This is a genomic window from Cytophaga sp. FL35, assembly GCF_014349235.1.
Lineage (GTDB): Bacteria > Bacteroidota > Bacteroidia > Flavobacteriales > Flavobacteriaceae > Euzebyella.
In genome coordinates this window covers 42238-68752 of sequence record NZ_JACSOH010000001.1, presented here as the reverse complement: position 1 = coordinate 68752, position 26515 = coordinate 42238, and the positions used below count along the sequence as shown (strand labels likewise).

The window sequence follows — 26515 nt, the reverse complement described above, 5'->3', positions numbered from 1 at the left end:
GAAGGGTTCTTCATTTTCTCTTTTTACTTTTCTTGGCTATAGGGTTGTAGTCCAAACAAAACTGAACCCACTCTTCCAAATCTTGTTCGGTATCCAAGCCTTCGGCGGAAACAAAAACAAAGCCTTTCATCGCACGTCCGGTAAAGTTCATTTCGGAACAATGTGGCTTTTGCAGGGCTCTCTCATAATTTTCGGGTCCTACTCGGCACATCAATAGGGGCGTATCAGCATATTTATCGCTAATGAGACCGAAGCACATTTTCTCATCGACCATAAAACAAAGTCCCCCCATCATTTTCTTTTCTTCAAAATAGATGGATTTTTCCCTTAATAAATTCCGTAGCCTATCGGCCATATAACTATCGTACGCCATATACTTAAAGCTAACTTAAATCTTTGTTCAAAGCAACAAGTTTATGTTTTGCATTAATGATTGGGTTTAAATGGTCCTACATTTCGCTTGAACTAAAAATTAATTTATATGCCATTTATAACAAATACAACAGGAAAAGAATCCGTAGATATATTTTATGAGGATCACGGTGAAGGGCAACCGGTAATTTTAATTCATGGTTGGCCATTAAGCAGCAAATCTTGGGAACAACAGGTTTGGAAAATAGTAGAATCTGGATACAGGTGTATCACTTATGATCGTAGAGGGTTTGGAATTTCCTCTGTTTCATGGGATGGATATGACTATTCGTCCTTAGCTAGCGACCTGCATACTATAATTGAAGGTCTCAAGCTTGAGGATGCCATTATCGTGGGGTTTTCCATGGGCGGAGGTGAGGTAGTTAGATATTTAACCGATTATGGGTCGAATAAAATTTCCAAAGCGGCCTTGATAAGTTCAATTATTCCTTTGGTCAAGGAGAAAGATGATAATCCGGACGGGGTGCCCGAAACGGCTTTGGATGACATAAAAAATGCACTGCAAAGTGATCGTGTAGGCTTTTTAAAAGACTTTCACAGAGGATTTTATAACTATGATAGTAATAAGGATAAAGTTAGCCAAGCACAGTTAGACTATGATTTTATAATTGCCAGTCACGCCTCTCCCAGGGCCACCATCCAGACGGCCCTTGCTTGGATGCATACAGATTTTAGGGAAGAACTTAAAAATATAGATTTGCCCACCCTCATTGTACATGGAGATGCGGATGAGACGGTCCCTATTGCTACCTCTGCAGAGCAGGCGGCAAAAGGTATAAGAGACAATACTTATAAGATTATAAAAGGTGCACCACATGGTCTTAACATTACTCATGCCGAAGAGTTAAATGAGCTACTTATAGACTTTATAAGCAAGTAAAAATTGATAATTTGAAAAAGCCAAGTCTACACTTGGCTTTTTCATTTTTGTTCTTTCGGTAGTATGGGGTTAAAGTCATTATTTGTGGTTATTTTCTGTTGTTTGATACTGGGATGTAATCAAGTTAGAAAGGTTACCGATATAATCACACAATCAACGGCACGCGAATTATATGAAAGGAATTTACAAAGGGACAGCCTTTTATTTACAAGTTGGAAAAATGATTTTGAACGCAGTCTTTTAGATAGTTTAGAAGTACCGTTACCGTATGTGGAGAACGGATATTTTTATACTAAAAGTACCGTTGCTCGAAGCTACAAACTTGAGTTGCAAAAAGGGGAAATTTTGAACATTAAGGTTCTGACAGATACCCTGGATAAAAAAATTTTTATCAACCTTTTTGAAAAAGATGAAAATTTTAATTCCATCCTATCCAACGAAAGCGGAGAGCGTAATTTGTCCTATAAAGTGGAAAAAAATGGCATTTATAAACTAGTTGTACAGCCAGAAATCTATGGAACAGCACCCTTTCAGTTGGAATTATATACGGAGCCATCTTTTGCTTTTCCTGTTCTTGGAAAGAGTAATAAGGCGATTATAAGTTTTTGGGGAGCTAGCAGGGACGGAGGAAGAAGGTCCCACGAGGGAATCGATGTTTTTGCGGAACGAGGAACACCAGTTTTGGCAGTGACCTCGGGTAGGGTAAGTTCTGTGACGAATAAAGGCCTTGGAGGTAAACAGGTATGGCAACGAACAGGTTTTTTGGGCCTTTCGCTGTATTATGCCCATTTAGATAGTATTCTTGTTAAGACGGGTCAGAAATTAAAAGTAGGAGATACCCTAGGTTTGGTAGGGAATACAGGAAATGCTAGAACTACCGCGCCTCATTTACACTTTGGTATTTATGACGGTTACAAAGGGGCAATTGATCCTTTGCCTTTCGTAAAAATGAGAGAACGACCTCTTAACACTGAACTTAAAAGTAGTCCTAATGGAAAATGGGCCGTAATTGCGGCATCCAGAGCCAATATAAGGCAAGGGCCTGCTACGGCATATAGCAAAATAGGTGAGGTTAGATTAAAGGACTCCCTTCAGGTGTTGGGTTTTTCAGGTAACTGGGTACATATTAAGTTTAAAGAACAAAGGGCCTTTGTGCACCAAAGCCTGCTGTCCATCGGCCAATCTATTTCTAAATAATAGTTACCTTACCAACTCAGCAACTACTGGTAAATGATCGGATATATGGTTATCATTCTCCAATCGTTCGTCTATGTGCTGGTAATTGTTAACAGAAAAGCCTCGGGTAAAAATATAGTCTATTCTATTGCTTATGGGGTCCTCCAGATTAAATCCGTTAAAAGTGCCATGCGGACCTTCATTCTTTTTTCTGGAAGTTTCCAGACCGTCGCTCATTCTCTTGCTCAAATACTGAATGGGCGCTTGCTCCGGTAGCAGGTTAAGGTCTCCGGTCAATACTACCGGTAGATTTTCAGAATTTATTTCATCAATCTTTTTAAGGATTAAGCGAACGGATTTTTTCCGTGCCTTATCGCCCCTATGGTCAAAATGCGTATTGAACATCCAAAATTCTTTTTGGCTCTTTTTTTCTCTAAATCTTGCATAGGTGCAAATTCTTTCCATGGAAGCATCCCAACCTACGGAAACTTTTTCAGGTGATCTGGACAACCAAAACGTGTTGGATTCCAAAACCTCATATTCGCTGGAGTTGTAAAAGATAGGGGAGTACTCACCCTTTTCCTTTCCATCATCCCTGCCCACTCCTACATAGGCGTAATTATCCAAACCCTTATCCAAAAATTCTAATTGCCTGTGAAGTACTTCTTGCATACCTATAACATCAGGTCGCTGATTGTGAATCAAATCTACCATGGCCTCTTTTCTAAAATTCCAATTGTTGACCTGATCCTCCTTATTATCATACTTTATATTGTAGGTCATCACAGTTGGACTTTGGGCAAAAGCGCATGCAAAGGCAAGAAATAGAAGACTGGAAAGTAATAGGTTCTTTTTCATTTTAGGAAATGATAGTTTGATAACTGGCAATTTAGCAATTTCCCTATCAAAAGAATATTCAATTAAAAGTTAAAATCTTGACTTTACTTTTTTTTAAAGTTCGTTCGGATACAGTCAAAAATAGGTGTGTAAAGGATAGGGGTTTTCATCAGTAGCGTATACATTTCGGCCAGCAAAAAGCAACCAATATATCCTTAGTTTATGAAATCAATTCACCCAAATATCATAAGACAAATATTTGTCCTTCTTCTCATATTAGTAATTGGAGGTCTTATTTTTTGGGAAATTGTACCTTATTTAACAGGAGTTCTTGGAGCGGTTACGCTTTACGTCATTTTTAGGAAGTGGATGATCAAACTGATTAAAAAAGGGTGGAACCCCAATATTGCTGCGGGTTTATTAATGGTGCTTTCTTTCATTGGTATATTAATTCCTGTTGGAGGTCTTATTGCCATGTTGGGAAGTAAAATGGGCAAGGCCGTAGAAAAATCTGAAAGTGTTATTGAAATTGTCAAAGACCAACTTTTCGTTGTCGAAAAAACGGTGGACTATGATTTAACCTCGCAGATTGACCCATCTGGGGCATCTGCTTGGTTAACGGAAAGTGTTTCCGCTTTTGCGGGCAGCACCTTTAACCTGTTTATTTCTATAGCTATCATGTACTTTTTGTTGTACTATATGTTGACCAATAGAAAGGAATTAAAAGAGTCGTTGTTTGAATATATCCCCATTAGTAAAATGAACTTACGAATAATTGGTAAGGAAGTACAGGCAATGGTACGTTCCAATGCATTAGGTATTCCTTTAGTAGCTGTGGCCCAGGGAATTGTAGCCCTAATCGGATTCTTTATTTTTGGTATTGATAATCCTTTCTTTTGGTTCGCCATAGTGGCTGTTGGCTCCATGATTCCCTTTATAGGTACTTTGGTAGGTATTCTGCCCGTTTTTATTCTTACCCTGGCCAGCGGAAATGATGTTCAGGCATGGGGAATTCTCCTGTACGGATTAATTGTGGTGGGCTCAACGGATAATATTATCCGACTTTACATTTTACAGAAATTGGATGATGTACACCCCTTGATTACGCTTATCGGTGTCATTGTGGGGGTTCCGCTATTTGGGTTTATCGGACTTATATTCGGACCATTATTAATAAGCTTGTTCCTAATAATAGTGAAAATCTATAAAAACGAATATGGAAAAGCAGATACTCAAGAACAGCGGTTATAGTCTAAGAATTAATTTTTGTCTTTAGAATTACCTCCCTGCCTTCTATTTCTGCGATTTTTATTTCTACCTCTATAATTTGAATTTCTTCGGCGCTGGCCCTGACCTCTTTTTGCGGGATTGGGGTTGTTGGCGGGTTTTTTTTCAGGAGTTTTTTCCTGCTCCGGCTCATCATCAACAAATTGATGTTCCGGCATTAAAGGTACACGTTGTTTGATCAACATTTCTATATCCTTTAAATAGGGTCGCTCATCCTTATCACAGAATGATAGGGCAATACCACTGGCGCTGGCTCGTCCGGTTCGGCCAATACGGTGCACATAGGTTTCCGGTACATTGGGTAAATCAAAATTAATGACCAAGGCCAATTCTTCCACATCAATGCCCCTCGCGGCAATATCCGTTGCCACCAATACTTTCAATTTACCATCTTTGAATGCACCAAGTGCATTTTGTCTGGCCGTTTGCGATTTATTCCCGTGAATGGCCGCGGCCTTGATTCCTGCCTGGTCTAATTTTTTTACAATTTTATTGGCTCCGTGTTTGGTTCGGGAGAATACCAATGTAGAATCTTTAGGTCGTTCCCTTAATAAATGAATCAGTAAACGGGTCTTATTTCTTTTACTTACGTAGTAAACACCCTGTTCTACGCGCTCGGCAGTGGCTTGCTGTGGCCTTATGGTGACCCTCTCAAAATCTCCCAACATTTTTTTGGACAATTCCACGATGTCCTTGGGCATGGTAGCCGAAAAAAAGAGCGACTGGCGTTTTGGGGGTAATGCTGCGATTATTTTTTTAATATCATGAATGAAGCCCATATCCAACATTTGGTCGGCTTCATCTAAGACTACATATTCCAAGTCTTTAAAAGATACAAAGCCTTGTCCCATCAAGTCCAACAACCTACCAGGGGTCGCAACTAGGATGTCCACCCCTTTTTCCAATGCTTTTACCTGCTTTCCTTGCTTTACCCCGCCAAAGATGACCGCGTTTTTTAATCCGGTAAACCTCGAATAGGCTGTAATACTTTCTCCAATTTGAAGGGCCAATTCCCTTGTAGGGGTAACAATCAGTGCCTTTACTTTTTTATAGGAGTTAGATGCTTCTTTTTCTTCTAAAAGCAACTGGATAATAGGAATACTAAAAGCGGCGGTTTTACCTGTACCCGTTTGGGCTACTCCCAATAAGTCCTTTCCCTTTAACAAAATGGGAATGGCTTGTTCTTGGATGGGGGTAGGAGTTGTATACCCTTCTGCATCAAGGGCTTTTAAAATAGGTTGGGCGAGGCCAAGGTCTTTAAAGTTCATACTTGAAAATAAGGCGCGAAGGTACGCTTATTTAACCAAGTGGTAGAAATAAATTACAATCCAATAATGGCGGCCTCTGCGCAACGTTCACCATCCATGGCAGCGGAAACGATACCTCCGGCATAGCCGCCTCCTTCCCCACAAGGGAACAGACCTTTAATGGTGGGATGCTCCAATTTATCGTTTCTAGGGATGGTAACTGGCGAAGAGGTACGTGATTCTACACCTACTATATTGGCTTCCTCGGTATAGTAGCCTTTCATTTTTTTGCCAAATTCTTCAAATCCTTTTCGTAGTCTACTGCCGATCTGTTTGTGAAGCAAGGAATGGAGCGGGGCACTTTGTAACCCTGGTTGATAGGAAGTATCGTTTAAGGTTTCGGAAAGCTTGCCTTCCACAAAATCCGTCATTCGTTGAGAAGGTGCTGTTTGCGTTCTTCCACCGGCTGTAAAGGCTAGCCGTTCCAAATCCTTTTGAAATTCCAACCCTCTTAAAGCACCAAATTTTTCGTATCGTTTTAAATCTTCATCTATATTGATTTCAACGACGATACCGGAATTGGCGTATTTATTATTTCTTTTGGAGGGAGACATGCCATTAACAACCACCTCACCCGGTGCAGTTGCCGCGGGAACTATAAATCCTCCAGGGCACATGCAAAAGGAATAAACGCCCCTACCTTTAACTTGATGCACCAAACTGTACGATGCAGCAGGAAGCAATTCATTTCGGTTTCCATCACAATGGTATTGAATGGAATCGATAATGTGCTGAGGGTGTTCTGCCCTTACGCCCATGGCAAAGGATTTGGCCTGAATGTCGATTTTTTTCTTGTCCAAAAGTTGAAAAACATCCCTTGCCGAATGTCCCGTGGCCAAAATAACCCGCTGCACCGGAAGTTCCTCAGAGTTATTGAGTACAATCGCTTGAATGCTTTTATTTTTTATAATTAAGTCCGTCAGTTGTATATTGAAATGGACTTCCCCGCCATATTTAAGTATGGTCTCCCTAATGTTTTTTACCACTTTTGGAAGCTTGTTGGTGCCAATATGGGGGTGGGCATCAATTAAGATCTGTTCCGTGGCACCGTGATGCACCAAACTGTGGAAGATTCTTTTTACATCGCCTCTTTTTAGGCTTCGGGTGTATAGTTTACCATCTGAGTAAGTTCCCGCTCCGCCTTCTCCAAAGCAATAATTGGAGTTTTCATTAACGGTATGTTGTTGATTAATGGCCCTTAGGTCCCGTCTACGTTCCCGTACATCTTTTCCCCTTTCAAAAACAATAGGTTTATAACCAAGTTCCAAACACCGCAATGCGGCCCACATACCGGCAGGCCCAAATCCTATGATGTGTACTTTAGGAGCGTTGGAAACATCTTTATAGTTAAAGGTATAATCGGTTTTAGGAGCATTTTCCCCCACGTATGCGGCCAACTTATAGTTAAAGACCACTTCCGGTTTTCGGGCGTCTATGGATTTTCTAAGAATGGCCAGTTCAAACTCGGCCTCATTAAGACCCAAATAGGTGGCCGCCCTTCTTTTCAATTGACCTTCTATGGCTTCTTCCTCAAGGGTAAGACGTATTTGTAACGTTTTTAACATGCCGCAAAATTAGCTGATTTCATTAACTAAACATGATTTTATTGCGTGCTGCTTTCTTACAATCCGTATTCACTTTTGTATTGCCTTGGAGTCCTCTTGGTGATGGTCTTGAATTGCTTGTTAAAATTGCTCAGGGTTTGAAATCCACTCTCATAACAGGCAGAGGAAATATTTTTCTTTTTCTCGATCAAAAGTTTACAAGCGTGTCCTATTCTAATTTCACTTACAAATTGGGTAAATGATTTGTTGGCATGCACTTTAAAATATCTGCTGAACGATGTGGGTGTCATATTGGTCATTTCCGCTACTTTTGAAAGGGCGATTTTATTTTTAAAATTTTTCATCACGTAGGCGTACACCATATACATACGTTCTGTGTCTGCCTCTCTAAGTGTGTTGGTATAACCAGGGCTAGCCAATAAATTGTAATCTTCGGTTTGGCTGATGGTTTTTAATATATTTAGCAGGTGTAATATACCGTCCAATCCTTCAAGTGTTACCAGTTCTAGAATCATTTTTTGAAGCTTCATTGCGGTTTGTCCTGTAAACTCCATTCCGCGCAAGCTTTTGTCAAATAGGTTTTTAAGTCTTATAGCTTCTTGCGTTCTAAGAAAATTATCACCTAAAAAGTCCTCCTTAAAATAGATGACCACCCCTTTGCTCCATGCAATGTTTTGATCCTGTTCCTGTTCTTGGTCGCTACGCCAAAGGTGCGGCAGGTTAGAGCCGGTAAAGGTGATATCACCTGTTTTAAAAGGTTTCACACTGTCGCCTATAAATCGGGTGCCGTTCCCTTTTAAGACCATAAATATTTGGTATTCGCTGTGAAAGTGCCAATGGGGGTCAAAAACGGGCTCGTTTAATAGTTTGGCAACATATGCGCGGGAAACGGGAATGGGCGATTTTTCTAAAGCTGCTTTCAAAATATGGTGTAAGGTGCATTCTTGTGGTTCAACAACTAAATTATCATTAAAATTCCATTAATTCTATTTTTATGATATAAAACAGTCAGTATGTGATATTAGAGGGTAAATTTCAAGTGTGTATTATCACTATTATTGATAACTGAAAATTACCACCCTATGAAACTCAATTTCTCAACGCTTGGAACCCTTGTTTTTTTACTCATTTTGGTAAGTTGTGGTTCCAAAGAAAAAAAGCAGTCTTGGAAGGATGACCAACCCAGAAGAATAGAAATGCTCTTTTTGGGACATGAAATAGAACATCATAATTCAAAGGCATACTTCCCCATTTTGGCATCTGCATTAACAAAAGACGGAATAAATATTACCTATACAGAGGATGTAAATGATTTAAATGCCGAGAACCTATCCTTATACGATGGTCTCATCATTTACGCCAATCATGAAGAAATTACCCCTAGCCAAGAAGAGGCCTTGCTTTCATACGTAAAAGAGGGGCACGCTTTTGTTCCCTTACACTGTGCGAGTTTCTGTTTTAAGAACTCCCCTGACTATATTAATATGGTAGGAGCCCAGTTCAAAGAGCATGGTACAGGGACATTTACAACGGATATTATCAAAAAAGAGCATCCCGTAATGCAAAATGTAGAGCCATTTTCTACTTGGGATGAAACTTATGTACATGATAAGATTGCAGATGATATTGAGGTTCTAATGGAGAGAGTAGAGGGAGACCATCACGAACCATGGACTTGGGTGAAAAAATATGGAGAGGGAAAAGTGTTTTATACCGCATACGGGCATGATGAGCGCACATGGACCCATCCTGGTTTTCAAAAGTTGGTAAAAGAGGGCATTCTATGGGCAGTGGACGACACCGCCAAAAAAAATTGGGAAGCTTTTGCATCGACCATACCTGTGCTTCAATATGAAGAAAGGGCCAATATTCCCAATTATGAAAAAAGAGACCCAGCTCCTAAATATCAGTTGCCTTTATCTCCAGAAGAATCTGAAAAACTTATCCAAGTCCCGGCAGGATTTAAATTGGAGCTTTTTGCTTCAGAACCGGATATTATCAATCCCATAGCCATTAATTGGGATGAAAAAGGCAGACTCTGGGTCATTGAAACCGTGGATTATCCCAATACGGTAAGAAATGACAACGGAGTGGGCGATGATAGGATTAAAATTTGCGAGGATACCGATGGCGATGGAAAGGCCGATAAGTTTACCATTTTTGCCGAAAACCTCAATATTCCTACTAGTTTTTCATTTTATGATGGCGGAATAGTAGTCTCTCAGGCACCTCATTTCTTGTTCTTAAAAGACACCGATGGGGATGACAAAGCAGATGTTCGTGAAGTAATGATAGACGGCTGGGGCACGTTTGATACCCATGCCGGACCATCCAATTTACAATACGGAATAGATAATCAATTGTATGGGGTAGTTGGGTATTCCGGGTTTGAAGGTCAAATTTTTGGTGATGATTTTAAGTTCAATCAAAATGTATACAGATTCCACCCTAAAAAGGAAACTTTTGAGGTATTAACCAATACCAGCAACAATACTTGGGGCTTGGGACTTACGGAAGACAATTCAATCTTTGCGTCCACCGCCAACAATACCCATAGTGTTTATGTTGGTATACCCAACGCTCTTATGGATGACATAAAAGGAATTCCCGCAACCGGAAGTCTAAAAATAGATGGTCACTATGCCATGCAGCCTATAACCGATAATATACGGCAGGTAGATGTCTTTGGAGGATTTACGGCTGCTGCAGGGCACCATTTTTATACGGCAAGAAACTATCCTAGCAAGTATTGGAATAAAATGGCCTTTGTATGTGAACCCACCGGAAATTTGGTCCACATCAACAAAATTAAAAAAGTAGGTGCTGGATATGAGGAAGCGGACGGTGGTAACCTGTTCGCAAGTTCAGATGAGTGGGTGTCACCGGTAGAGGCAAAAGTAGGTCCGGATGGTAATGTTTGGGTAGCAGATTGGTATAATTTCATTATTCAACACAACCCAACCCCAAGTGAGGAAAGAGGCGGTTACAAAGCTGAGAATGGTGATGGAAATGCTTATGTTAACCCCTTACGTGACAAATCTAGAGGTCGTATCTGGAGAATTGTTCCCAAGGGTGAGGAGCAAATGGAAAGTTTGGTTTTAGATGCTTCAGATTCAGATGAACTATTGGAGCAGTTGCAAAATACGAATATGTTCTGGAGAATGACGGCCCAGCGTTTATTGGTAGAAACCGGTAATACCGAAATACTTCCGGAGCTTTTTGAATTAGCTCAAAACCGATCACAAGATGAAACGGGAATGAATTTTGGAGCTTTTCATGCACTTTGGACTATTGATGGTCTTGTGTCCCTTGATGCCAATAAAGAAGCCAGGGAAGTAGTGCAAGGAGCGCTTCGTCATCCATCGGCAGCGGTTCGTAAGGCGGCGTTACAAATGTTGCCAAGAACAGAAGCTTCAGATAAGGTTGTAGAAGAATCAAAAGTTCTGTATGACAAGGATGCCTCTGTGCGCATGGCGGCCATCCTTTATTTGGCGGAAAGAGGACCTTCCGATGCGATTGGAAAACTATTGTTCGATTTAAGTGAGGACGACACTATTTTGGAAGACAGTTGGTTGTCCAAGGCAGTTTATGCGGCTGCGGCCAAACATGTGGAAGGATTTAACTCGGCCTACTTTGCGGATAATCCCAATTTTAGCGTGGAAAAAGTGGAAGTGGCCAAGCGTGAGGCGCATGACTATGATGATAGCAATTGGAAAACTATGGAATTGCCACAATTCATTGAAGATGCCGGTTTGAACATAGACGGAATCATTTGGTTTAGAAAGTCATTTGAATTTGATCCCGTAGGAAGAACCTATATTTCCTTGGGGCCTATTGACGATTCTGATATTGTCTATTTAAACGGAACGCAAATAGGGGTTACCGAAGGAGAATATGATAGAAACAGGTATTACCAGATAGATAATTCCCTGTTCAAAAAAGGAAAAAATGTTTTGGCCATACGTGTAGAGGATACAGGTGGCGGCGGTGGTGTTTATGGGAAACCAGATCAGTTATATCTGCGTTCCGATAAAAAGAATTTGCCGCTTGCGGGCACTTGGAAGTATGAGGTAGAAACCGATTTTTCGGAAAGTGCGAAAAATTCTTTTGGAGGCAGTACAATTGCGGAAGTGTTTGTGAAAAATTATGCTTCCGAGGGTACGGCTAATGGCTCGGGAGAAGAGGAAGATGATTCGGACAGAGTAGTCATCAACATGAAAGTGGTCAAAAATGAAATGAAGTTTGATTTGACCGAATTTGTAGTTGGTGCCGGTGAAAAAGTAGAGCTGGTGCTGGACAATGTTGATTTTATGCAGCATAACTTGGTTATCGTAAAACCGGGAACTAAGGACAAGGTAGGAGCTGCGGCTGATAAAATGGCGGCAGACCCTGACGGGGCTTCAAAAAACTATGTACCTGAAATGTCTGAAGTGCTATTTGCCACTGCCTTGATAAATCCTGAAGAGAAGGTTTCCTTAAAATTCACAGCGCCGTCAGAACCTGGGGAGTATCCTTATATCTGTACCTTCCCCGGGCATTGGAGAATCATGCAAGGAGTGATGAAGGTAGTTGCCAATTGATAAATACGAATTAAAAAATATAAACGTGTCAAACGCATACAAATTTGGGGTGAGTACTTGGTTATGGCAATCCCCTTTTACTACGGAATCGGTTGCCCTATTTCCTAAAATAAAAGAATTGGGATATGATTTGGTGGAAATACCGGTAGAGAATCCTAGTTTGATCGATGGGAAAGTAGTAAAGGAAGAATTACAGAAAAATGGTTTGGAACCCTCAGTTTGTGGGGTTTTTGGACCCACCAAAGACCTGACTAGTGAAGACGAGACCCTGCATCAGAATTGTTTTACATATGTTGAGCAGTGTTTTGAACTCTGCAACCTGTTGGAGGTAGATTTTCTTGCCGGACCTATGTATAGTATGGTCGGTAAGGCCAGAATGATACCTGAAGAAAAGCGAAAGGCGGAATGGGAATTAGCGGTTAAAAACCTAAGAAGGGTTTGTGAGATTGCTAAAAATCAGGGACAGAACATTGCTTTGGAACCACTCAACCGTTTTGAGTCGGACATGGTGAATACCGCCGCAGATGTAGTTCGGCTAACAAATGATATCAATGAAAGCAATGCAAAGGTACTTTTGGATGGTTTTCATATGACCATTGAGGAAAAGAACATTCGGGAAGCTATCAATACCGTTGGGGATAAACTGATACACGTTCAGGTTTCCGAAAATCATAGGGGAATTCCCGGTACCGGATTGACCCCTTGGCAAGATTTTCAATTAGGACTTACGGATATTGGATACAAAGGTGCCATCGTAATTGAAAGCTTTACTCCTGAAATAAAGGAGTTGGCAGGTGCGGTCTGTATCTGGAAAACCATGGCGAACAGTCAAGATGAATTTGCATCGGAAGGATTAAAATTTTTAAAGCAAACATTTAAATAATTATATATAAATGAGTGATAAAAAAATAAATGTAGCAATTGTTGGATTAGGTTTTGGTGCGGAATTTATACCGATTTATTTAAAACACCCCAATGCCAATCTAGTAGCTATTTCGCAGCGTAATGAAACTAAATTGAACGAATTGGCCGATGCCTTTGGCATTGAAAAACGCTATACGGACTATGATGAGCTTTTAAAGGACCCGGATATTGATGCCGTACATATCAACACCCCAATACCTGATCACGGTATCCAATCAATTAAGGCGTTGAAAGCTGGTAAACATGTGGCGTGTACAGTGCCCATGGCTACCACTGTTGAAGAGTGTGAAGAAATTGTGCGATTAACGGAAGAAACGGGGCTCACCTACATGATGATGGAAACCGTAGTCTATGCCCGTGAATTTCTGTATATGAAAGAATTATATGAGAACGGTGACTTAGGAAAGGTTCAGTTTCTAAAGGCTAGTCATCAACAGGATATGGATGGTTGGCCCAATTACTGGCCGGGATTACCGCCTATGCATTATGCAACCCACTGTGTAGGACCTGTATTGGCACTAACCAGAGGTGAGGCAGAATATGTTTCCTGCTTTGGCTCCGGTACTATTCGTGAAGAGCTGATAGGTCATTATAATTCTCCTTTTGCTGTAGAAACCACACATATCAAATTCAAGGATTCAGATTTAAGCGCCCAAGTGTACCGTTCCCTTTTTGATGTTGCGAGACAGTATAGGGAGAGTTTTGAAGTTTATGGTTCAAAAAAGTCTGTGGAATGGCCATTGATCGAAGGTAAGCCATTGGTGGTACATACGGCAAAGAAACCGGAACCCGAAATTCCCGAAGAAGTGGAAAGTCCTGATTTTGCCAAATTATTGCCCGATGAGATACAGCGTTTTACCACACAAGGAGTGTATGATACAGATGACAACCAGCATTTGTCCTTTACCCAGGGGGCGGGTCATGGTGGATCTCACCCGCATTTGGTACACGTTTTTGTGGATGCTCTTGTAAGAGGCACATCACCTTATCCCAATGCCAAACAATCTGCCAATATCACTTGTGTGGGTATTTTGGCCCATGAATCTGCGTTAAAAGGTGGGGAAATCATTAAACTGCCGGAATTTACATTGTCTTAAGCTGCTAAAGCTTTAAAATTTTATCCAAATCGCCTTCTGAGACGGTCAAAAGACCTGATTTTGGAAGGCGTTTTGTCAAGAGTTTCCAATTTCCATCCATTTCAAAAACAGATTTGAAGATAGGTAGCGATTGTTTTAGTTGTCCGCTATTTGCAAGGGCAATGGCAGTCCAATATTTCATTTCGAGATTTTCAGGGAACATCTTTTGTGCGGCACCATATTCCGCCAATGCAGTTTCCATATCATTTGCCTCTACGGCCACATCTCCTTTGTTCATATGCTCATAAGCCCTATGTACTTTTAGAAGCCTGTCTAGCTCTTTTAGGGGCTCAGGGCTGTCATCTACCCGTAAATCTACTTTTTTGTCCTCCCAGGCATTCTTTGTGGGCTCGGCTCCCACAACAATTAAGGCTGCGGATTGTTTCCCCCTGATATCACCGCCACTTTTTTGAGCAGCCAACATGGTAAGTACAACTCTTTCTGCTAGTGGGAGCGTGGCATTTTCCTCAAAAGCCATTTTCATGGCAGGTATTACATCATCATTGAGCATCATATTGGCCTGAACGGCAAAATTTTCGCCAACGAAATGACTTGCAGAGGCTACACAATTTTCGCCTGTGAAAGATACAGCATTACCTTGGGCATCTAAAAAGCCTAATTGTCTAAACGCTTTTCCTTCGTCTTTTGCGGTGAGAGTGGTAAGCGCCTCTTTGGCACTCATTCCTTTTGACATTAAATCCAATCCTTGAGGCCCGTAGGCAGGATTGACAAAAGACTGTGTGGCAACCACTCCCACACCAGACTTGCCCCAAGCAACAATAGTTCCTACTGAAAACCAATGACTTTGGACCCCAACAGCCATTTCGCCCGTAGTTGTATCCTTGGCTACAATGGAAAACGTATGGGCAAACTGGTCTTTGTAAACGCCTTGTGCTGTAAGCTCTATTGAGCTAAATACAGCTACTATTAAAACAAGAAAGAAAGGAAGCATTTTTTTCATAAGACTGTTTTTGTTTTCCAAGATAGTCAAAATGTGTGTTATGGTGGAGAGGGCGTGCAAAATGCAATTGGGTAGACGTATATAACAGTTGGGAAAGCTATTTTATAATTTGTGATAGGATGTATGGATTTTTGTTGGGGATTGTAGTTTGGAATCTGTAGGACTGTAATAAAGTTCAAAAAGCATCCACCTGTCTTTTCCTTATATTTAACCTAGATGTAAAAATCCTCACTTAAAAGGAGGTTTGTATTATGCAGAAATTTAGTAAAGATATCGCCTTTGCCATTCTTATTGGTACCGTTATTTATTTGGTGGTCCTCGCCAGTTTTTACTTTACGGGTAGATTTAGCAATGGTTTTGATTTGGCGGTAATTTGGCGAAGATATTATGAGAATCTTATCTTCTCCATCATACTGTACTTGGCCAATGTGTACATGTGGCGATTTCTAGAGAAGAAAATGGGCAGCAATTTTAAGTCTATTAGAAGATTATTCCTAGGATTAGTGGCCAATTTTGGAATATCCGTAGTGGGTATTTTTATTTCAAGGGCGATTGTTGTGGTTGTTTTGCATCAGCAAGACTTTTGGAAGTTTTTGGTTGATGAGAGACCGGGAGATTACTACTATTCTCTTTTTGTTTCAGGAATTGTCCTGATACTTTTCTACGGATTTTATTATTATAAGTACCGGCAGGAAACCAAGGTTAAGGAGCAAAAAATAATAGCGGGTACGGCATCGGCCCAATTTGATGCTTTAAAAAATCAGTTGGATCCACATTTTTTGTTCAATAGCTTAAATGTATTGACCAGTTTAATTGAAGAAGACCCCATTCAGGCACAAAAATTTACTACCTCTTTATCAAAAGTTTACAGGTATGTACTTGAACAAAAGAATAAAGACCTGATTTCTGTTGATGAAGAGCTCGCTTTTGCAAAAACCTATGTACAGTTATTAAAGATGAGGTTTGAGGATAGTATTGTTTTTGATATTCCGGAACACTGCTCAAACCCCGAGGCAAAGATTATTCCGCTATCCTTGCAGCTATTGCTAGAGAACGCAGTGAAGCACAATATTGTAACTTCTGGGCAACCCTTGCATATAAAGGTTTTTGAAAAAGAGGGTATGTTGGTGGTTTCCAATAACCTTCAGGAAAAGCGGGTGGTTAAAAAGAGTACGGGCGTGGGGTTGCAGAACATCAGGCAGCGATATGCCGTTTTAACGGACCGTACGGTGAGAATCGATAAAAACAAGAATCAATTTAAAGTATATCTACCTATGTTATCAAGGCAAGTGTCCGTTATGGAAAACCAACAAGAGTATATAGACGAAAAACGTTATGAGAAGGCAAAGAAGCGCGTGGAGAACATTAAATCGTTCTATGGTAATTTATTGGCCTATCTCATTGTGATTCCCTTTTTGGCCTTTCTAAACATGAAGACAACTTCTTTTCCTTGGGTGCTATTTCCTATCTGTGGATGGGGGCTAGGCCTAACTTTTCACGGATTGGCAGCTTATGGGGTCAATCCCTTGTGGGGAAAACGTTGGGAGGAGAGAAAGATGCGTGAGTTAATGGATGATAATAAATTTTAGAAGGTTGATTTATAAGAAGATTTTTAAGGTAATGTCAATTCATCCTTTAAAATCAACAATTGAGGACTATAGGTTTTAAATCGTGGGGTTGAAATACCAAATTTGTAGAAGAAACAACAACTAAAACTAAAAAGCAATGGAAGAATTCGAGAAAGAGAACAAATACATTAGGGCGAAGGAACGTGTGGCTGAAATCAAGAAATTTTACACGAGCCTTATCTCCTATATCATCTTTATAAGCCTGTTGGCGGGCCTAAATTATTATGTGGACCAATGGAGTTATCCTTGGTTCCTTTGGGCAGCATTTGGTTGGGGAATAGGATTGGTGTTCCAATGGTTTAAAGTGTACGGCATGAGTCCTTTTTTTGGCAGGAATTGGGAAGAGCGCAAAATAAGGGAGTTCATGCAAGAGGATGACCGTGTTAAGCGTTGGGAATAATAAAAAAGAAAATATGGAAGATAGAAGATCAAAGAAGTTAAGAGCAAAAAAAAGAGTAGCAGAATTAAAGGGGTTTTATACGCATGCTACCGTCTTTACACTCGTGAACCTGTTTATAATGACCGTAACCGTTTCTGCTAGAATCAATGGTGGAGAGACTTTTAACGAGGCTTTCTTCAGTATAGCAACGTTTAGTACTCCCTTCTTTTGGGGTATTGGCCTAGCCTTTCATGCGGCCAAAGTTTTTAATTGGAACCCGATTTTCTCTGAAAGTTGGGAGAAACGCCAAATTGAAAAGTTTATGGAAGAAGATAGAGAAGAGGTTAAAAAGTATTAGGAGTTTATTCATCAATCAAAAAAAGAGTAATGACCAAATCAAAATTAGGATATAAAGAAGCTAGAACAAAAGTGGACCGTATCAAGGACTTTTATGAGCACGCAGCCATTTACTTGGTTGCCAATGTACTGTTGTTTGTGTTTAAGGGCAGGATCTATGGTTTTTTTGAAGCAAAGGAGATGTTGACGTCTGATTTTCAGGATTATTTATGGTTGAACATACTACTGACGCCCATTGTCTGGGGTGTCATTTTAACGGTTCACGGTTGGCTGGCATTTAAAGGGAAAACGTTTTCTTGTAAAAATTTAAAACCCAAGTGGTTAAAACGTTGGGAGGAAGCCCAATTGCAGAAATTCATGAACGAAGATCAGTAATTTATTCACAACCAACCTAAAGACGAACCAATCCTATGAAGACCCTGATTATTGAAGATGAAAAGCCATCCGCACGAAGACTTTCTAGGCTTTTACAGAAAATAGGCATGGATGCCGCCGTATTGCTACACTCTGTGAAAGAATCCATTGAGTGGTTTCAGAATAACGACCATCCGGATTTGATATTTTTGGATATTCAACTTTCGGACGGACTGTCTTTTGAGATTTTTGATCACGTAAAGGTAAAAAGTGCTATCATTTTTACTACGGCCTATGATGAGTATGCCCTTCAGGCCTTTAAGCTTAACAGCATCGATTATTTGCTAAAACCCATTGACGAAGAAGAATTGGAAGTGGCAGTTGCCAAATACAAATCACTTCGACCTGAAAAGGAAGGGTTTACACTTGATTTTGATGATATCAAAAAACTATTGGTGAACCCATTGGAAAGGGAATTTAAAAAGCGGTTTACTGCGAAAGTGGGGCAACATCTTAAAATCTTGAATGCGGAAGAAATCGAATGTTTTTACAGCGAGAACAAAGGCACGTACGCTGCAACTACCGATAGTAGAAATTACCTGTTGGATACCACCCTTGAAAACTTGGAAGAGGAGTTGGAGCCTAAAGATTTTTTTAGGGTGAGCAGAAAGTTTTATGTAAACATTAACCACATTAAAGATATCATTTCTTACTCCAATTCAAGGTTAAAAATAAAGCTTAACCACTTCTCAGAGCAAGAAATCATAGTAAGTAGGGAGCGAGTAAAAGACTTCAAGTTATGGTTGGAATAAAAGCGTTTAATATGCTGAATTAAAAATATTTAATATATTAAATAGATATTTCTTATAGTTGTAAAGATGTCAAAAAAAGTTACTTTTCAATACGGTTATCATCAAAAGCAGAGGGAAGTAATTTAGGAATGAGCTTGATAAAAATCGGTAGTAAAACCGCGCCTCCGGGAAGTAAAAATATTGCCAACGACGGTATACTTTTAAAAATATCCAACAACTGATTTTGCACCTTTTTCTTTTCTTCCGAGGTTAAATCCTTTATGGTCGATTTGGATAGCAAAAAGACCAATTCTTTGCTTTGCGAAAGTTCTTTCTGAAGTCTTTTGCTATTTCTTAAAATAAGTTTGTTGACCACCTTTGCCATGCTGTCATAAAATTGAACGGCTAGATTGTGGTCTTTTAAAAAGGGAACCGATCTAGAATTGATTTTGAAAAATTCTTGAACCTCAATAAGGGATTTTTTGATAGCCATTTCCCCGAAGCCCAAATCCTTTCCGAATCCGAAAACGAATTGCGATTCCTGATAATCCAAAGAATGATCTTCCCAAACCGTGAGGCAGGCTATATCTAAAAAATATTGATTTTCCCAGGGCGATTTGTTGCCCACCAACTGTTTGCGGTAATGGCCATCAAACGATTTTTCGTTTACCTCAATAAAAGTGAGAGAGGAAGCGAACAATTGCTCCAAGCGTTCATCACTTCTATTCCTTTTCTTAGAATTAAGAGCATGGTAGGTAATATTAATGGTCAAATATTCCAATCGCTGAGCCTGCTTTCTAATTTCGCTGGCATCTTCCAAGTATTGTTTGTACAGAAGGACATCTATAAATAACAGGGAATTGGTTATAAAACTGCTAAATGTTTTCCCGATTAGATTCTCCTCCAGAAAGGCACGAGAGTCTATAAGTTGCTCTAATTGGGCAGATGTATTTTTTCCTACCAAAAATCTGTTAAGTAAGGAGCTATTGCCAATTTTAAGCTCTTTGTAAAATTTAAATACAGAAGAGGTAAAATCCTTAAAATTGGTACCGTTACTTTCTAATCTAAAAGTGCCGTACAGGGCCGTTATAAGATTGATTTTGGCCCTCTCATCTTCAGAAAGTTCGTGCTCTGTGGGAATAAAATTGGGAATCCCAACATTTATTCCATATACAAACCCTAATTCCTTTAGTAGTTTGTAGAACGTGGGAAAATCTTGAAATACATCATGGTGGTCCGCAATCAAAGAACCGAACTTATCTATCCAACCATTTGCCGAAGGATTCATACCAACCTCAGTTTAAAGGGCGAAATTACTATAAAATTCAGTGTAAACTCATTGAGTCAAGGTTATCTTTTTAATTCCCAACGTACGTAATCTAAGGAATTTTCGAATAAACAAAGTGGTATATAAGAATCTGCACATTCTCACCATTAATTATTGTTTTAATTAAGAGTAGTGTTGCGTTTAACCATCAAAATGGAAATGCATTAACATTACTTTAACATTTGAAACCAAACCTCCAAATAGAAATGCCGTAGGTAAGGTTGAATTAATTGATCACAATCTTTAAAAAATTAAGAAATGAAAAAAACAAAACTTTTTATCGGTCTGGGACTATTGGCCGCGATTGGTGTCGTATTAGTGGCGGCCGATCACATTGATGCTCCCACTACAACTGGAAACACGGCAGATATTGCGGATTTTTATGGTTTTGAATCACCAAGCAATCCGGACAATACCGTATTCGTGGTAGACTTACAAACAGATGTTGTTCCAGATTTGGCCTACGGAACATTTGACGAAGATGTCTTAACGGAAATTAATATAGATACGGACAATGACCTTATTGAGGATTTGGTCATCCAGGCCATTCCTAGAAACGGCAATATGTATTTCTTTGGTCCTGTAGAACCAGCAATGTTGGGTAAAACTAGTGAAGTAATGGTAGATATGCCACTGGGCATGGTGGCAATTTCAGATGAAAACGCCATCGTGACTACTACTGAGGATGGAGTTTCGTTATTCGCCGGTCCACGTCAAGATGCCTTCTTTTTTGATTTCAATCAGTTTAACAAAGTAATTGGCGGAGAAGCACCAGAAGGTTTTTTACCTGAAGGGGAGGCAGTAGATACGTTTGATGGAGCCAATACCATGGCATTGGTCGTTGAGATACCAAATAGTATTCTTGGGGAGACCACTGCCACCAATGTTCTTGGTCTTGAGGTGTACAAAACATGGGTGACCACTAACAGAAAACAATAATTAACAACCTTATAAATAGAAAAGAATGAAACTTACTAGTATAAAATATTTGCTGATGTCTCTTTGCCTTGCCACCGCTTTAGTGGCCTGTAGCGAGGATGATGATAACGCCATTGTACAAGCCACTTGTAGTGATGGTATTATGAACGGAACGGAAACAGGCGTGGATTGCGGGGGAACTTCTTGTCAACCTTGTGAAGACATGATGGAACCCGGAGATGGAATGGAGGAAGAGGAAATGCCTGATTTCTCCGGTACCTATGCGCAAGTTGATTTTATGGGAAGGCCAGGAATAAACACAGTTTTGAGTATCCAGGATTTTAAAGATCCCTATAATCAAGCAGAGCCGCACAGAATTGCCGAGTTTTATCAAAAGGATTTTGAAAACCGCTTAGAGGGCTTGCACGATGTATATGCCAACTTGTTGGGACTTAACGAAGAGGATGTTGATTATCAACCCAATATATTAGGGGATATTCTTAATGGCCCTGAGAAGGATGGTTTTACGGATAATCCTGTTTCCGCTGAAGTTTTGACCACTGTTTTGGCTAATGATGTATTGGAAGTAGCTCCTAATCTACCAACTACATATTTCAATCCCGGTTCCGGATCTCCAAATTATGAGGGTGCCATTGGACTGACCGGAAGAACCTTGCAAGATGATGTTATAGATGTTTCCTTGATTTTATTGTTCGGGGGAGGAGATGGCGCTCGTTTTAACGGTCAAGAAGTTGAAGGTGTAGGAACCTTTCCAAGGTTGGTATCAGATGGCGTATCGTTTACCGCATCTCCAACAGATACCTTTCCCTACTTGGCCATGCCAGAATAAAATATGTACCTATGAAGAAGAAGAACTGGGAGGGTGCGAACCATCCTCCCTTTCCTTTATCCTGAAGGATGTTGTTGATTGTTAAGAGTTAACTCAGGATAATGGCGGAAAACATCATGAAAAAACCGAAATACTTAAGAAAATGAAGAATTTACTTTACGGGTTGATAGTTCTATTGTTGGCATCTTGTTCCAGCGAGAATAAAAACCAAATTACCCAAAAGGAGGACTATGACATTTATTTGTCATCGGAACCAGGGAGCAGCACTTCCAAATATTTTGAGCTGTGGGATTCCAAAATCAAAAAGGACAGTTCCCAGCTAATGAGTTTTGGAATTGTAGGTAGTGAATACAGTCGCTTCTTTCAGAATACTGGAAAAATAGCCTATTTAAAAAAAGCCGAGCAGGTTTTGGAAAAGGCCGTAGAGATTTCAGCTGTAGGTAAGGCAGGTTATTATAGGGCCTTGGCTAGAAATTATATTTCCCAGCATAGGTTTATGGAGGCTTTGCAGATGGCAGATTCCGCTAGGGCCACGAACAACGGTGTTAACCAGAGCCAATGTCTCTTGTTTGATGTACACATGGAATTGGGCAATTATGATACGGCAAGGGCACAATTGGATAGTATCAAGGATATGTCAGATTTTGGATACTTGATTCGATTGGCAAAATGGAATGATTATAAAGGCGATTTAGATGCTACTATTCGTTTCATGGAAAAGGCCACTAAGAAAGCCGAAAATGCCAAAAATGAATCCTTAAAACTTTGGTCTTATACCAATTTGGCAGATTACTACGGGCATGCCGGCAGAATTGAGGACTCATATAGCCATTATCTTAAAGCATTGGAAATTGATCCGGGAAATGCTTATGCCAAAAAAGGAATAGCTTGGATTGTATTCTCCTATGAAAATAGACCAAGCGAGGCTATGAGAATATTGGATTCCGTGACCAAAAATTATAAATCACCTGATTATTATTTGTTAAAGGCGGAAATTGCCGGTTATATGGGCGATGATTTAAAAAGCTTGAACAACTTGGAAAAATATTTTCAACAGGTAAGCAATCCAGATTACGGAGATATGTACAATGCACATAACGTTTCGCTTTATCTAACGGAAACAGAGGAGTTTGCAAAAGCGCTTAGGTTGGCAAAGAAAGAGGTTGCCAATAGGCCTACCCCAGAATCCTATAGTCTATTGGCCTATAGTTATTTCAAAATGGGAAATGTAGAAAAAGCGTTGGAAATTGTAGAATCGCATATTGAAGGAAAGACTTTTGAACCTGGTATTCTACTCAATACTGCGGAAATTTATAAGGCTGCAGGATACAATAAGAAAGTTATAGATTTAAAACAAGAGCTATTAAGCGCGGTCTACGAACTGGGGCCTAGTACTAAACAAGAAATTGTGAATCTTTAGAGGATTCGGAAAGAACATCTCGATTATTTTAGGTGTGTTGGTTTTTTCTAAGTGCTTCAATTTACTTTGGAGCACTTTTTTTTCAACAATTTTTGTTAATAAATTTTACATTTTTAACTTTTTTGTAGGAAAGTTTAAATAGGTTTTCTAAGTTTATATTTCCAAAACTTAAATTGCTATTCAGAAATTATAGAAAATTTCATTTTAAAAAGAAACGTTAACCTAGTAGTTCCCCTAAATTAATAGTGTTATGGAGTATGTTTTTTTTGTGATATGGCTATCATTCATGATGTGGTTGTGTTTAAAGGTAGTCACTGCACATAGAGGTTTGAGAAAATTGCTCAAATCAAAAAAATAGTACTTATTTAAAATTCTTGTTACTTATTTAAAACCCAACATTTATATGTTAGGGCAATTATCTTTGTGTCAATACCCCAATTTGGGGAATGTTAACCAGTGGTCATTAGCTAGGTTAGCTGGTGGCATTTACAACGGTCAGCGTATAAAAAGCTTTTTTTTAAGCAATTTTTAATTTCAATTGGGCCTTTTATTTCAGGTAAATACATGTACTTTCTCCACTTATACGTATAGTATTTAATCTATAGAAATTTAGAACAATTGCATGTTTAAAAAAGGTCAAATAATCCTTCTTCTTTGTATAGTTTTTACACAAAGTTCATTTTCCCAGAATAACAATAATTCCTCAAATGATTCCATAGTAAAGAATCTTAAGATATCGGCTTTTCCGGTGGCATTTTATACACCTGAAACCGCTTTTGGTTTTGGAGGTTTGGGTATCGGTAATTTTTGGTTAAGAGGTGAAAGTAATGAGACTAGGCCATCTTCAGTGCAATTAGGCGCAAGTTATACTACCAAAAATCAAATTCTAATTTATGCTCCTTTTGAATTCTATAAGGATAACGAACGGTGGCGGTTGTTGGGTGAGCTTGGATTTTATAAATATTACTATAATTTCTATGGGATTGGGATCAATGCCTTGGAGGAAGACGAAGAAACTTATGAAGTAACATTCCCAAGAGTTCGCTTATCCTTGCTAAGAGAAATAGTACCCAATTTTTCTATAGGTATGGGATATGAACTGGATGTTTTCACTAATTTAAAGGTAGAGGAAGGAGGTATTTTGGAAGCTTCAGATGTAGCCGGGAAAAAGGACGGAACCGTAAGCAATTTAGGTCTGCAGGCTATTTATGATACAAGGGACAACATTTTCTTTCCTACCAAAGGTTTTTATTTGCAGGGAAACTTTTTTACTTCCGCCAAATTTTTGGGCTCCTCTTTTAGTTATTCCAAATTTGAATTGGATAATAGATATTATCAAAAGGTAGGTAAGAAGCAGGTGATTGCCGCTAATTTTTTTGTAGCAAGTAGTACGGAAAACACCCCGTTCTATGATTTGTACTATTTGGGCTCCAAGCGAACCAGGGGGTTTAACAATAGAAGGTATCAAGATAATGCAGAACTAACCTTCGCGATGGAGTACCGATTTCCCATTGCCGGAAGATTCGGAGGCGTTGCTTTTGGGTCAACGGCAACAGTGGCTCCGAATTTAGGTGAAACCTTAAAATCGGTTTACAAACCGGCAGCTGGAGTGGGTCTTAGGTATATTATCAATAAACGAGATGGGGTGAGAATTCGTGCCGATTATGGCATGTCGGCCGAAGGAGGCAACTTTTACTTTACTATTAAAGAAGCTTTCTAAGATTAATATTTTATTGTTTGGTCCAATTGTCAAGATCCAACGTCCAGTCATAATTTTTGTAGGTCAAAGTAATATTCTTTGTATGTGGAATGACGTTATGGTTCTTTAGAATTTTTTTAATACCACGCTTACAACCAAAATCACCTCTGAACCAACTAAAAAGAGGAGTTACCCTAACTTCATCGGTAGTCTCATTGAATTCTGATGTTTTTTTTAAGTAATTTTCGGTTCCTTTCGCTAACTGCTTTTCTAAATCAGCAGCCCTGTAAATAGCTACTGGAGGGCAATCTTTGGCACCACAGTTTAGGGCAAAATGTATTCTAAAATCCCTTTTATCCACTCTAAGTTTTCTTTCAAATTTGTTTGGAAACCATTTTCTTACGAGTCCAAGCCCTAGTGGCCATTGTGATTTTCTAATGATACCGTGCTCAATTTTTTCAAAGGAAAGCATTCTTCCCGCAATAGGTATTTGCTCTGCCTTAAAGAAATTAGAGCGGTCCTGATATTTTTCCGGATTCTTGGAGAGTATTTCTTGAATATATGCATTGTAAATATTGATCCAGAATGCCAGTTTTTTTCTATCCGTATCCAATGAGGATTCTAGTCTTTGTAGTGTGGTGTTGTAAAGTTGCGTTCGTATATCTGCCGTACTTTTTCCATCTCGAATATTTTTTAAAAAAACTTCAGAGACTTTGTTCCAGTCAGTATCTTGATTGGTGGAAAAATCCATGTTATTGGCCCAAACAGCTGAAATAGCAAAAAGCCAAAAGCATAGAAATTTATATAAGATAGAGTTCATTCTTCTAATTTAAGTATTGTAACTTCATTTACGTAAAAATTACATTATGGTTTGGTCGAAGGAATAACACTAACCTTTCTGTTTTAAAACTATAAGTCCTTATTTATCTATTTGAAAACTAGCAAAAAGTTCTATCATACAGGATACAATCTAAGCGTGGTTATACCTGCGCATAATGAAAAAGACAATCTAAAAGTACTTTTACCTAAACTAGTAACTGAGGGAGGGGAACTGCTTACGGAGATAATCGTTGTTCTTTCAAGTTTGAATTGCGATGGATCGGAAGAACTAGAACTTGGGCCAAAGGTGAAATGGATTAGGGCAAAAGAAAAGGGTAGGGCGGTGCAAATGAATATGGGGGCTCATCATTCACGAAGCTCTATTTTGGCCTTTTTGCATGCCGATGTACTACCGCCTCAGGACTTTGTCAAGAATATTGTAGAAACTATTGCATCAGGATTTGATGCTGGGTTCTTTTCATATCAGTTTGATAAAAAAAGTATCTTCCTGAGCATCAATGCGTACTTTACAGCCAAAGATGGATTGTTTACAGGAGGAGGTGACCAATGTCTATTTATTGAAAAAGACCGCTTTCAAAAATTAAACGGTTTTGACGAGTCGCAGGTATTAATGGAGGATTTTGAGTTTTTTAAACGTATGAAAAAGTACAATCTCAAGTATACCATTATTAAAGACGATATGCTGGTATCCGCTAGAAAATATGAGAAGAACTCTTATTTACGTGTTAACTTAAGCAACTTGCTTTTAGTAATTTTATTCAAATCTGGCTACCCAGCTGAAAAACTAAAAAAGCTCCATAACAGATTGTTACATTTGTCCTATAGCGAATAAAACGAAAAAACCTTGGTATGATACCAAGGTTTTTT

General features: G+C 39.4%; 24 protein-coding genes. 16 read left to right on the top strand and 8 right to left on the bottom strand.

Features of this window, described 5'->3' with window-relative positions:
* Positions 1-10 precede the first annotated feature (10 nt).
* Positions 11-373, bottom strand: coding sequence for a TfoX/Sxy family protein (locus BIZ36_RS00285; protein WP_187455851.1), 363 nt, complete (start codon positions 371-373; stop codon positions 11-13).
* 108 nt (positions 374-481) lie between these two features.
* Between BIZ36_RS00285 and BIZ36_RS00280 the strand changes: the two genes are divergently transcribed.
* Together BIZ36_RS00280 and BIZ36_RS00275 are read left to right on the top strand one after the other, a co-directional pair.
* Positions 482-1312 (top strand): alpha/beta fold hydrolase, encoded by an 831-nt coding sequence (locus BIZ36_RS00280; RefSeq protein WP_187455850.1) that lies wholly within the window; start codon positions 482-484, stop codon positions 1310-1312.
* A gap of 84 nt (positions 1313-1396) precedes the next feature.
* Positions 1397-2509 carry a peptidoglycan DD-metalloendopeptidase family protein gene (locus BIZ36_RS00275; RefSeq protein ID WP_187455849.1) on the top strand — a complete coding sequence of 371 codons (1113 nt, stop codon included), beginning with the start codon at positions 1397-1399 and terminating at the stop codon, positions 2507-2509.
* Between the two features lie 3 nt (positions 2510-2512).
* On the opposite strand, the gene BIZ36_RS00270 is transcribed toward BIZ36_RS00275, so the two are convergent.
* Positions 2513-3346 (bottom strand): endonuclease/exonuclease/phosphatase family protein, encoded by an 834-nt coding sequence (locus BIZ36_RS00270; protein ID WP_222937109.1) that lies wholly within the window; start codon positions 3344-3346, stop codon positions 2513-2515.
* A 201-nt stretch (positions 3347-3547) separates the two neighbouring features.
* Here BIZ36_RS00270 and BIZ36_RS00265 point away from each other — a divergent pair, with 201 nt between their 5' ends.
* On the top strand, positions 3548-4576 hold the full coding sequence (locus BIZ36_RS00265; RefSeq protein WP_187455848.1) for an AI-2E family transporter: 1029 nt from the start codon (positions 3548-3550) through the stop codon (positions 4574-4576).
* A gap of 8 nt (positions 4577-4584) precedes the next feature.
* On the opposite strand, the gene BIZ36_RS00260 is transcribed toward BIZ36_RS00265, so the two are convergent.
* The 3 genes from BIZ36_RS00260 to BIZ36_RS00250 are packed head-to-tail and all read right to left on the bottom strand — an operon-like array spanning position 4585 to position 8407.
* The gene (locus BIZ36_RS00260) at positions 4585-5880 is read right to left on the bottom strand and encodes a DEAD/DEAH box helicase (protein ID WP_187455847.1); all 1296 of its coding nucleotides are present in this window, start codon (positions 5878-5880) and stop codon (positions 4585-4587) included.
* 53 nt (positions 5881-5933) lie between these two features.
* Positions 5934-7484 (bottom strand): NAD(P)/FAD-dependent oxidoreductase, encoded by a 1551-nt coding sequence (locus BIZ36_RS00255; protein WP_187455846.1) that lies wholly within the window; start codon positions 7482-7484, stop codon positions 5934-5936.
* A 56-nt stretch (positions 7485-7540) separates the two neighbouring features.
* Complete coding sequence (locus BIZ36_RS00250) at positions 7541-8407, bottom strand: AraC family transcriptional regulator (RefSeq protein WP_187455845.1); 867 nt, start codon at positions 8405-8407, stop codon at positions 7541-7543.
* Between the two features lie 159 nt (positions 8408-8566).
* On the opposite strand from BIZ36_RS00250, the gene BIZ36_RS00245 reads away from it, so the two are divergent.
* From BIZ36_RS00245 to BIZ36_RS00235, 3 genes are read left to right on the top strand one after another with little or no spacing between them, the layout of a single operon-like run.
* Positions 8567-12064, top strand: a complete 3498-nt coding sequence (locus BIZ36_RS00245; protein ID WP_187455844.1) for a PVC-type heme-binding CxxCH protein — start codon at positions 8567-8569, stop codon at positions 12062-12064.
* A 25-nt stretch (positions 12065-12089) separates the two neighbouring features.
* Complete coding sequence (locus BIZ36_RS00240; RefSeq protein WP_187455843.1) at positions 12090-12947, top strand: sugar phosphate isomerase/epimerase family protein; 858 nt, start codon at positions 12090-12092, stop codon at positions 12945-12947.
* A gap of 10 nt (positions 12948-12957) precedes the next feature.
* On the top strand, positions 12958-14085 hold the full coding sequence (locus BIZ36_RS00235; RefSeq protein WP_187455842.1) for a Gfo/Idh/MocA family protein: 1128 nt from the start codon (positions 12958-12960) through the stop codon (positions 14083-14085).
* Between the two features lie 4 nt (positions 14086-14089).
* On the opposite strand, the gene BIZ36_RS00230 is transcribed toward BIZ36_RS00235, so the two are convergent.
* On the bottom strand, positions 14090-15085 hold the full coding sequence (locus tag BIZ36_RS00230; RefSeq protein WP_187455841.1) for a DUF1028 domain-containing protein: 996 nt from the start codon (positions 15083-15085) through the stop codon (positions 14090-14092).
* A 251-nt stretch (positions 15086-15336) separates the two neighbouring features.
* Here BIZ36_RS00230 and BIZ36_RS00225 point away from each other — a divergent pair, with 251 nt between their 5' ends.
* From BIZ36_RS00225 to BIZ36_RS00205, 5 genes are all read left to right on the top strand, one after another.
* Positions 15337-16674 carry a 2TM domain-containing protein gene (locus BIZ36_RS00225; protein ID WP_187455840.1) on the top strand — a complete coding sequence of 446 codons (1338 nt, stop codon included), beginning with the start codon at positions 15337-15339 and terminating at the stop codon, positions 16672-16674.
* Between the two features lie 136 nt (positions 16675-16810).
* Positions 16811-17113, top strand: coding sequence for a 2TM domain-containing protein (locus BIZ36_RS00220; protein ID WP_187455839.1), 303 nt, complete (start codon positions 16811-16813; stop codon positions 17111-17113).
* Between the two features lie 13 nt (positions 17114-17126).
* Positions 17127-17450: a 2TM domain-containing protein gene (locus BIZ36_RS00215; RefSeq protein ID WP_187455838.1), complete on the top strand. Its 324-nt coding sequence runs from the start codon at positions 17127-17129 to the stop codon at positions 17448-17450.
* A 29-nt stretch (positions 17451-17479) separates the two neighbouring features.
* Positions 17480-17824 (top strand): 2TM domain-containing protein, encoded by a 345-nt coding sequence (locus BIZ36_RS00210; RefSeq protein ID WP_187455837.1) that lies wholly within the window; start codon positions 17480-17482, stop codon positions 17822-17824.
* A 35-nt stretch (positions 17825-17859) separates the two neighbouring features.
* Positions 17860-18615 carry a LytR/AlgR family response regulator transcription factor gene (locus BIZ36_RS00205; RefSeq protein WP_187455836.1) on the top strand — a complete coding sequence of 252 codons (756 nt, stop codon included), beginning with the start codon at positions 17860-17862 and terminating at the stop codon, positions 18613-18615.
* Positions 18616-18694: 79 nt separating this feature from the next.
* Here the strand turns inward: BIZ36_RS00205 and BIZ36_RS00200 are convergent, their stop codons facing one another.
* Positions 18695-19882, bottom strand: a complete 1188-nt coding sequence (locus tag BIZ36_RS00200; RefSeq protein WP_187455835.1) for an LETM1-related biofilm-associated protein — start codon at positions 19880-19882, stop codon at positions 18695-18697.
* A 297-nt stretch (positions 19883-20179) separates the two neighbouring features.
* Here BIZ36_RS00200 and BIZ36_RS00195 point away from each other — a divergent pair, with 297 nt between their 5' ends.
* From BIZ36_RS00195 to BIZ36_RS00180, 4 genes are all read left to right on the top strand, one after another.
* A complete protein-coding gene (locus BIZ36_RS00195) occupies positions 20180-20860 on the top strand; it encodes a DUF4331 family protein (RefSeq protein ID WP_187455834.1) in 681 nt (226 codons plus the stop codon).
* A 25-nt stretch (positions 20861-20885) separates the two neighbouring features.
* Entirely contained in the window at positions 20886-21689 is an 804-nt protein-coding gene (locus tag BIZ36_RS00190; RefSeq protein WP_222937106.1) for a DUF4331 family protein, read from the top strand.
* A gap of 142 nt (positions 21690-21831) precedes the next feature.
* On the top strand, positions 21832-23109 hold the full coding sequence (locus BIZ36_RS00185; RefSeq protein ID WP_187455833.1) for a tetratricopeptide repeat protein: 1278 nt from the start codon (positions 21832-21834) through the stop codon (positions 23107-23109).
* A 622-nt stretch (positions 23110-23731) separates the two neighbouring features.
* Positions 23732-24829, top strand: coding sequence for a BamA/TamA family outer membrane protein (locus BIZ36_RS00180; RefSeq protein WP_187455832.1), 1098 nt, complete (start codon positions 23732-23734; stop codon positions 24827-24829).
* Positions 24830-24839: 10 nt separating this feature from the next.
* On the opposite strand, the gene BIZ36_RS00175 is transcribed toward BIZ36_RS00180, so the two are convergent.
* Positions 24840-25628, bottom strand: coding sequence for a DUF547 domain-containing protein (locus BIZ36_RS00175; RefSeq protein WP_187455831.1), 789 nt, complete (start codon positions 25626-25628; stop codon positions 24840-24842).
* A 111-nt stretch (positions 25629-25739) separates the two neighbouring features.
* Between BIZ36_RS00175 and BIZ36_RS00170 the strand changes: the two genes are divergently transcribed.
* Positions 25740-26480 (top strand): glycosyltransferase, encoded by a 741-nt coding sequence (locus tag BIZ36_RS00170; protein WP_187455830.1) that lies wholly within the window; start codon positions 25740-25742, stop codon positions 26478-26480.
* Positions 26481-26515: the final 35 nt, after the last annotated feature.